The organism is Streptococcus sp. E17BB (assembly GCF_041807725.1).
Taxonomy (GTDB): domain Bacteria; phylum Bacillota; class Bacilli; order Lactobacillales; family Streptococcaceae; genus Streptococcus; species Streptococcus entericus.
In genome coordinates this window covers 1-7,698 of sequence record NZ_JBGTZC010000058.1, presented here as the reverse complement: position 1 = coordinate 7,698, position 7,698 = coordinate 1, and the positions used below count along the sequence as shown (strand labels likewise).

6 protein-coding genes and 3 pseudogenes are annotated in these 7,698 nt (G+C 47.6%); 2 read left to right on the top strand and 7 right to left on the bottom strand.

All coding sequences use genetic code 11. The features are described from left to right. Window positions 1-133, top strand: a pseudogene (locus ACERC7_RS10155) (transposase); the annotation flags it as partial. A 54-nt stretch (window positions 134-187) separates the two neighbouring features. Here ACERC7_RS10155 and ftsY read toward each other — a convergent pair. The 7 genes and pseudogenes from ftsY to ACERC7_RS10120 form a co-directional block, all read right to left on the bottom strand. Beyond that, window positions 188-1,558, bottom strand: coding sequence for a signal recognition particle-docking protein FtsY (gene ftsY / locus ACERC7_RS10150; RefSeq protein ID WP_373666862.1), 1,371 nt, complete (start codon window positions 1,556-1,558; stop codon window positions 188-190). Next, a complete protein-coding gene (locus ACERC7_RS10145) occupies window positions 1,545-2,396 on the bottom strand; it encodes a Cof-type HAD-IIB family hydrolase (protein ID WP_373666863.1) in 852 nt (283 codons plus the stop codon). Before ACERC7_RS10145 ends, ftsY begins: the two co-directional genes overlap by 14 nt. Window positions 2,397-2,405: 9 nt before the next feature. Continuing rightward, window positions 2,406-3,182: pseudogene (locus ACERC7_RS10140) on the bottom strand (HAD-IIB family hydrolase); the annotation flags it as partial. Window positions 3,183-3,260: 78 nt separating this feature from the next. Continuing rightward, the gene (locus ACERC7_RS10135; RefSeq protein ID WP_373666861.1) at window positions 3,261-4,448 is read right to left on the bottom strand and encodes an Mbeg1-like protein; all 1,188 of its coding nucleotides are present in this window, start codon (window positions 4,446-4,448) and stop codon (window positions 3,261-3,263) included. Next, the gene (locus ACERC7_RS10130; RefSeq protein WP_373659628.1) at window positions 4,441-5,199 is read right to left on the bottom strand and encodes an alpha/beta fold hydrolase; all 759 of its coding nucleotides are present in this window, start codon (window positions 5,197-5,199) and stop codon (window positions 4,441-4,443) included. The genes ACERC7_RS10135 and ACERC7_RS10130 overlap by 8 nt, the downstream gene beginning before the upstream one ends. Further along, complete coding sequence (gene msrB / locus ACERC7_RS10125) at window positions 5,196-5,639, bottom strand: peptide-methionine (R)-S-oxide reductase MsrB (RefSeq protein WP_018367809.1); 444 nt, start codon at window positions 5,637-5,639, stop codon at window positions 5,196-5,198. The genes ACERC7_RS10130 and msrB overlap by 4 nt, the downstream gene beginning before the upstream one ends. 184 nt (window positions 5,640-5,823) lie before the next feature. Further along, a complete protein-coding gene (locus ACERC7_RS10120) occupies window positions 5,824-7,083 on the bottom strand; it encodes a UDP-N-acetylglucosamine 1-carboxyvinyltransferase (protein WP_373666860.1) in 1,260 nt (419 codons plus the stop codon). 405 nt (window positions 7,084-7,488) lie between these two features. On the opposite strand from ACERC7_RS10120, the pseudogene ACERC7_RS10115 reads away from it, so the two are divergent. Then, window positions 7,489-7,698, top strand: a pseudogene (locus ACERC7_RS10115) (ISL3 family transposase); the annotation flags it as partial.

Genomic DNA, 7,698 nt, shown 5'->3' with positions numbered 1-7,698 from the left:
CGACAAACAACCTTATCAAGGTCATTAAACGGAATGCCTTTGGTTTCAGAAACTTTGAAAAGACAAAACTCGCATTTTCATTGCCATAAACATAAAACGAGAGAAGACAAGAACTGTCCTCTCTCAGTGTTAAGTGGGTCAACCCACTACAGTTGACAAAGAGCCTCTTTTCATACGATGTTAATATCTACACCAAACCGTCAAGCAAACCGCACATGAAATCTTCAGAGCGGAATTGACCGATGTCATCAATCTTTTCTCCAAAACCGATGAATTTGACAGGGATATCAAGTTCCTCACGAATAGCAAGAACAACCCCGCCCTTAGCAGTACCGTCCAGTTTGGTCAAAACTAAACCTGTCAGTGGTGTGATTTTTGAAAATTCCTTGGCTTGCACCAGAGCATTCTGCCCAGTTGAGGCATCGAGCGCCAGAAGGGTCTCATGTGGGGCATCTGGTAGGACACGTTTGATGATGCGCCCGATTTTTTCCAGCTCAGCCATGAGGTGGTCCTTATTTTGGAGCCGTCCCGCAGTATCAATCAGAAGGATGTCAACGGCTTCAGCGACAGCTTTTTCCATACCGTCAAAAACGACGGAGGCAGGGTCCGCCTTCTCAGATCCAGTCACCACAGATACATCGACACGGCGCCCCCATTCGACCAACTGGGCAACTGCACCAGCACGGAAGGTGTCCGCAGCGACTAGCATGACCGACTTGCCGGCTCGCTTGTATTGGTGGGCGAGCTTGCCGATTGAGGTGGTTTTGCCGACCCCATTGACCCCAACAAAGAGCATAACTGTCAGCCCCTTTTGGAAGTTGATGGCTTCCTGCTCAAAACCATCCTTTTCATAGATGTCCACGAGTTTTTCGATGATGACACGGCGGAGATCGTCTGACTTTTTAGCCTTTTCGAGTTTGGCTTCATAGCGGAGCTCCTCTGTCAGCTTGGTAGCGACCGTCACACCCACGTCAGACATGATGAGTAGTTCTTCCAAGTCCTCGAAAAATTCCTCGTCCACGGTACGGAAGTTAGCTAGGAAAGCATTGAGCCTTGCGCCAAAACCAGTTCTGGTTTTCTTGAGGGTGCGGTTGTACTTGTCTTCGGTGGTTTCAGAGTGCTGCACTGCTTGGGCTGGCGCTGAAACAGGCTCTACAACCTGTCGCGTCTGCATGCTCTCCAAAACCAACTCTTCCCCTCGCTCAGCCGCAGCCTTAACGGCTGCTTTTTTAGCATAATAATTCGCCATCACGCTTGAAAAATGCTGGCCGTGTTCGGTCAACTGAGCAGCCAAAGCAGCATCGTCGGTTAGAGGAGATGTCAGCTGGTCAGCTGGTGCAGCCAGATTGTCAGCTTCATCGTCTACTTGACTTAAAACCACCTCATCAGCCAAGTTTGACTGGGGCATTACAGTATTTTCCTCAGCAGTGCTGACAGTGGAAACATCAACGTTTGGTTCATCGAGCAGCTGACTATCCTCAGCTGTTGTCTCCTGTACAGGGTCTTGAAGCACCTGCTCTTCTTTTTTCTTCCCAAATAGGCGATCAAACAAGCCCATCAGTCATCTCCTCCTTCACGATATAACGGTAAATAGCTTCTGCCACACCTGACTGGTCATTGGTTCTGGTCACAGACAGACGAGCAGCAGCTTTGGCAGCAGGCACCGCATTGCCCATAGCGACACCCCAGCCTGCCCAAGCTAACATGGTCAGGTCATTTTCCTCATCACCCATGGTCATAACCTGATGAGGGGCAAGACCAAGCATCTGACATAGGTCTGCCAAGCCCTGCGCCTTATGGACACCTTTGGGCATGACTTCTAGGATAATCTCCCGAGACTTAAAGACCTCAAACTGCTGGCTCAGACTGGCTGGTAGTTGGGCAATTCGCTGGTCTAAGTAGTCAGCTTCACAGACAATGACGATTTTATTGTAGACCTGGTCTTTTGGTAGATCGGCAAGGCTGTTCAGCTGGATAAAGTCCAACATGGGATTGGCGGTGTGGTAGAGCGATGTCTTGCCTTGACTGGGAATCGAATAAACTGTCCCATCACTAATGACATCAACAGGCAGGGCCAGTTGCGCCATCACCGCCTGCACCTGAGCAATCTCATTCATGCTCATCGGGTGGTGAGCTACAACGGTCCCATCATTTCGCTGCACCAGCCCACCATTAAAGGTAATGCTGTACTGGTCCCACCCTTGCAGTCCCAGCTCTTCCAGCAGATTGCCAATAGCTTTGAGCGGACGCCCTGTCGTGATGACGATATTGACACCTTTTTCCTTGGCCATTTGCAGAGCGAGCTTGTTTTCTGGACTGACCTGCTTGTCTGTGGTGAACAAGGTGCCGTCCAGATCCAAAGCCAGTAATCTAATGTCTGCGGCCGCTTGTTCCAGGTAGGTCAACACAGCACCTGTCTCATGATGACCAATCACCTGACTAGCCCGTTCTTTAATGGCTGGAATGGCATTAGCAACCGCTATCGCCTGTCCAACTTGACTCATTAGTTCCAGATCATTCCCATTGTCCCCAAAGGCAGTCACCTGACTCACATCTAGCCCTAACTGTTGACAAAGTTTCATAAGACCAAGAGCTTTATTGCTCCCTTGACGAATAATATCAACCGAATCATCTCCGACAGCCACGGCCACAAAACCAGTTTCTCGCTGATTAAAGGCAGCAATCCCGTCTAACAGAGTGTCCTTAGTAAACTGAGCAGTGAGCTTGTAGATGTTGTCATCAACAGCTAGTAGATCATCAACCTGTTGCAGGTTTTCATAGTAATGCGCCAAATCAGCAACGTAAGTAGCAGCCGCTTGTTGGGTGGCATAAGAACCGCGTTGCCCAGACAGCAAGTACTTGTCCTCTGTCAGGTAGGAATTTTGCCTAAGCGCTTCAACAACTCTTGCAACCTCATCTGGAAGCATCGTATCTTCAAAAATTACCTGGTCTTGATAACGGACGAAAGCCCCATTTTCATCAATCATAGCGATACGATTGGTCAATCCTGTAAAAAGCTTATCCAAGGCTAATAAACCGCGACCACTAGCCACTGCAAAGAGATAGCCCAAGCGGTCAAAATCATCTAGCAGAGCTTCCAAACGTTTACGGTCATAGCTGCCTTGGTCATTCAAAAAAGTACCGTCCATGTCGGACACAAAAAGTTTTTTTATCCGTGTCATGCTTCTATTGTAACAAATTTTCAGCGATTTTGATAGCTAGAGAGCAACTCATCTAGACGAACAATCATTGAACTGCCTCTACGCATCGTCAGCTGTTTCTAGGGACTTTGTAGACCTGCTCTGCCATTTTCCCAAAATATCCCCCCAATAAGCTGTACCTCGCTGCCGATCCGCCAAGGCGTGTTTACCATAGAGGCTCATCAGTTGGTTGACCGCTTTGATCATAAACTCACGGCGGGGTTTATCCAGATGGCGCAACGTGTTTAGCATAGCTCTGGCACGAACGGGATCAGGGGTTGATAGGTCGTTTAGACTGGCAATGCCAGAGGTGAAAAACAAGTCAAAAAAGGTATCAAAAAAGAGTTTTAGTTCTTGATTTGAGTACTGATTAAGCCAATCATTGAAGGTTTTCTCTAGACTCAGGCTAAATTGGCTAAGTTGAGAGCTTCTCAAAAAAGCCGTCTCCGACACCTGCCAATGCGACATATCGTGTTGCAACAGCCCCTTATTTTGGCTAATCACCGTTTCATAAGCCACATCTGAGCTTAGCATGATGCCAACGATAGCCTCTTCAGGCCGAAAAGCCTTGACCCTTGGTCGAATGGTCTGATAACCAGGAGAATTGAGGACAGACTGATGAAGTCCAGGAGCGTCGAAAACATAGACAGCACTGATCTTTGTTTGTAAGGTTGCTGGAACCAAACTGCTAGCATAGAGCGCTAGATTGCCACCTTTAGAGTGACCAGAGACCACCAATTTGCCTGAGAAATCCATCAAAAATGCTCTGAGGTAACTGAATGCCGCCTGCTGGGCAGGGATGGTTCGCATGTAGGACATGTTGAAATCCTCTTTCCAGCCAATCAAACTATCATCTGTGCCACGAAAAATCAACTGGGTATGCCCAAGGCTGGGCAAGCACATGACCATGGCAGCGAATTGCCTGCCGTAGTCGGGGTTAACATCATTGACATAGTAGCCTAGCTCTACATCACCAAATCGCTGACTGGTTAAGACTGCTCGTAGGAGTTCAACCCGTGCTGGTGTCACCAGGAAATCATAGGCTGGCTGTTCCAACTCAGCAACCGCAAGTTTCCCCAGTAGGTCAACCAGTCGATGATAGCTGTGATGGTCAAGCGTTTCTGGCAGGTATTCACCAAAAGTCAAATAGCCGAGTTCGTTTAGACAGGCAATGTCCAACTCATTGAGCGGGAGGTCGTCAAAGGATCGATGACCGTTTGCCAGCACATAGTCTTTGATATTAGCCATGAGTACCCTCCGCGAGACAAGACATAATCAACTCAGCAGTCTCAGCCGGACGCGCCATGTAGAAATCATGATGGCTGTTTGGCAGCACCTGATAAGAGACATAAACTGGACAGTTAGCTAAATAGCGCTCTTTTTGCTCTAAAACATCTGACGGCTGGTCACTGATGATGACCGTCGTCGGTGTCCTAAAATCTGCCTGTTGCAAGGGCTGATGGCACTGTCGGCGAGCTGTCAACAGCCCCATTACCGCCTCCTGGTTGAGCCGCAAGCGATAGACCCCAGCCACCTCATCATAGAGGTAGGCCTCCTGCTCTGCTCGCTCAAGGTTGGCTGACCAACTCTCACTCCCCTCACGCGCCTGACTCAGATGCTCCGCCATGTCTGCAAAAACCTGCCCCTCCAAGTAGGCCTGAGCACCAGCCAATTCCTCCTCAAGTGGTAAAGACGAAAGATCAATACAGGCCCCATCTAACAGGATTAGTTGGCTCACGCGCCAAGGATAAGCGTAGGCATACGCTGCTGAGATGTCTGCTCCAAGAGAATAGCCGAGCAGGGTCACAGGCGTTTCTGGTAACTGTTGACTTAACCAGATTAGTAACGCTTCATTGCTTACCACCGACTGTTCGAGGTTATCAGGGTGACCAGGAAGTGGCAGATAATTGACCCTTACCCCTCTATCTGCCAAGGCTACCAGTAAGTCAGCTGCGTAGTAGCGGTTACTTCCCAGCCCATCTAGGAAATAAACCGTCATACCTCCTCCTCAAACAAGCTCAAATAGTCGCCGTAACCGAGCTCTGCCATTTGCTCATAGGGGATAAATTTCAGGGCTGCCGAGTTGATGCAGTAGCGCAAGCCCCCTCTGTCACGAGGACCGTCGTTGAAAACATGCCCCAGATGGGAATTGCTCTGACGACTGCGGATTTCAATCCGCCGCATGCCGTAGGAACTGTCATCGTGATGGGTCAGGTCACGGTTGTTAATCGGTTGGCTAAAAGCAGGCCAACCGCAGTGGGCGGGAAATTTGTCCAGCGATGAGAACAAGACCTCACCACCAACGATATCCACATAGATACCTTTTTCAAAAAAATTATCGTACTCCCCTGTGAAAGGACGCTCAGTTGCTGATTCTTGGGTCACTCGGTAAGCCAAGTCACCAATCCGCTGGCGCAGTTCTTCTTTTGTTTCTGTCATCGTATGACCTCCTTGACTAGATTTTACCACATTTTAAGGTTTGTCGCCAAAGCAACATACAGGATAACATGAAAATAGCATCAGAAACTCTGTCTGATGCTTGCTAGCTGTTTTAAATTTATCTGCTTTGAAAATAAGGTTTGAACAAGCTTTATGAAGACAATTAACTCAGAAATACTACCTGTTACTCGTCAACTAAGGTAATATCAGCACCGAGTGCCTGAAGCTTTTCAATGATATTAGAATACCCTCTGAGGATATGTTCAATATCTGTAATCACTGTCTGGCCATCAGCCATCAAAGCTGCGGTAATCAGGGCTAACCCAGCTCGCAAATCAGTCGCACGCACTTCCGCACCTGATAAGGGCTTGCCACCTGTATAAATAATCTGACCGCCGAGTGTTGAAATCTCCGCCCCCATACGTGCTAATTCTGGGACATGGTTCACCCGCTTTTCATAAATCGTATCTTTGATTTTTCCGCGCCCTTGAGCTTTCAGTAATAGCGGGGTCAACGGTTGCTGCAAATCAGTTGCAAAACCAGGATAAGGCGATGTGCTGATATCCACTGCACGGAGAGCTTCTTGTTTCTCAACAAAAACAGCATCTTCTTTGACAATCATGCGCACGCCCATCTCTTCTAGTTTGGCGATAAAGCTTTCCAAGTGCTCATAAAGCACATTGGTCACGCAGATGCCCTCACCAACCGCAGCAGCCAGTGCGATGTAAGAACCAGCCTCAATGCGATCGGGAATCACTTGATGGCGTGTCCCACCGAGACGTTCAACACCGTCAATCGTAATAACAGCTGTGCCAGCTCCGCGGATACGCGCGCCCATGTTATTAAGCAAGATGGCCACATCAATAATCTCAGGTTCCCGTGCTGAATTTTCAATCACAGTCCGACCCTGAGCAAGACTAGCCGCTATCATGGTGTTGATGGTTGCCCCAACGCTGACTGTATCCATAAAGATATGCGCCCCTTGCAAGCGACGACCACCTGTAGAGAGAATCATATGGTCTCCCTCATAGGTCACTTGAGCACCCAAGGCTTCAAAGGCTTTTAGATGGAGGTCAATCGGTCTAGGACCTAAATCACAGCCACCCGGCAGACCGACCTTGGCATAGCCAAATCTCCCTAGCAAACTGCCATAAAAGTAATAAGACGCCCGCAACTGACTAATCATCTCAGGTGGTATGGGCCGATTGACAAGACCTGATGGGTCTGCTGTCAAACTCTCCTGCTGGCGATTGACTTTGACACCCAGCAAACTAAGCATCTCAACCAAATTGGCCACATCGCTTAAATCTGGCACACCATCTAGGGTAATCGGCTCATCGGCTAAAATCATAGCAGGAATCAGGGCTACAACCGAATTTTTTGCTCCAGAAACAGGAATCTCACCCTTGAGTGGACGCCCTCCTGTAATAATAATTTTACGCATACAATTCATTCTTTCACTTTATCTCAAGATTTACCTGTACCATTCTATCACACTTCAAACCTTTTGACAAATATGGAGACGGGTTACCAATTGTCATTCAAACATCCTAATATTCAGTCTATTGCATCTGAAAGAGGATAACTAAGGGGGAAACTTTGAACTATGGCTATTTCACAAATAAAGTTACTCAATGACCTAAATGTCGACATGCAAAAGCCATCCAAAATACGGCTCTATAATTTCTGTAGTGGGTAAATCCACCATGGAGATTATAGAGCCTTTTGAGTGTAGAAAAAAAGTTCCATATAACCTACAATGAAANTTATAGAGCCTTTTGAGTGTAGAAAAAAAGTTCCATATAACCTACAATGAAAAGTGCTTAAACAACTCATTAGAAAGACACATATGGAACAGTTCAATTTTATCACAAACCTACTCGGAATTAAAGACCCCAATATCACTATTTTGGAGGTTGTGGAGGCTGGGAGTTACAAAGAGGTCATCGCTAAACTCGATTACCCTGCTCCAAAATGCCAACATTGCCAGGGACAGATGGCCAAGTACGACTTCCAGAAACTATCCAAAATACCTTATCTTGAGTGTGCTGGTTACAAG

Bases quoted from the DNA above. Each gene is read 5' to 3' on its own strand.
- ACERC7_RS10130 (WP_373659628.1), bottom strand. From the start codon at position 5,199: ATGACGGTTTATTTCCTAGATGGGCTGGGAAGTAACCGCTACTACGCA.
- msrB (WP_018367809.1), bottom strand. From the start codon at position 5,639: ATGACAGAAACAAAAGAAGAACTGCGCCAGCGGATTGGTGACTTGGCT.
- ACERC7_RS10120 (WP_373666860.1), bottom strand. From the start codon at position 7,083: ATGCGTAAAATTATTATTACAGGAGGGCGTCCACTCAAGGGTGAGATT.
- ftsY (WP_373666862.1), bottom strand. From the start codon at position 1,558: ATGGGCTTGTTTGATCGCCTATTTGGGAAGAAAAAAGAAGAGCAGGTG.
- ACERC7_RS10135 (WP_373666861.1), bottom strand. From the start codon at position 4,448: ATGGCTAATATCAAAGACTATGTGCTGGCAAACGGTCATCGATCCTTT.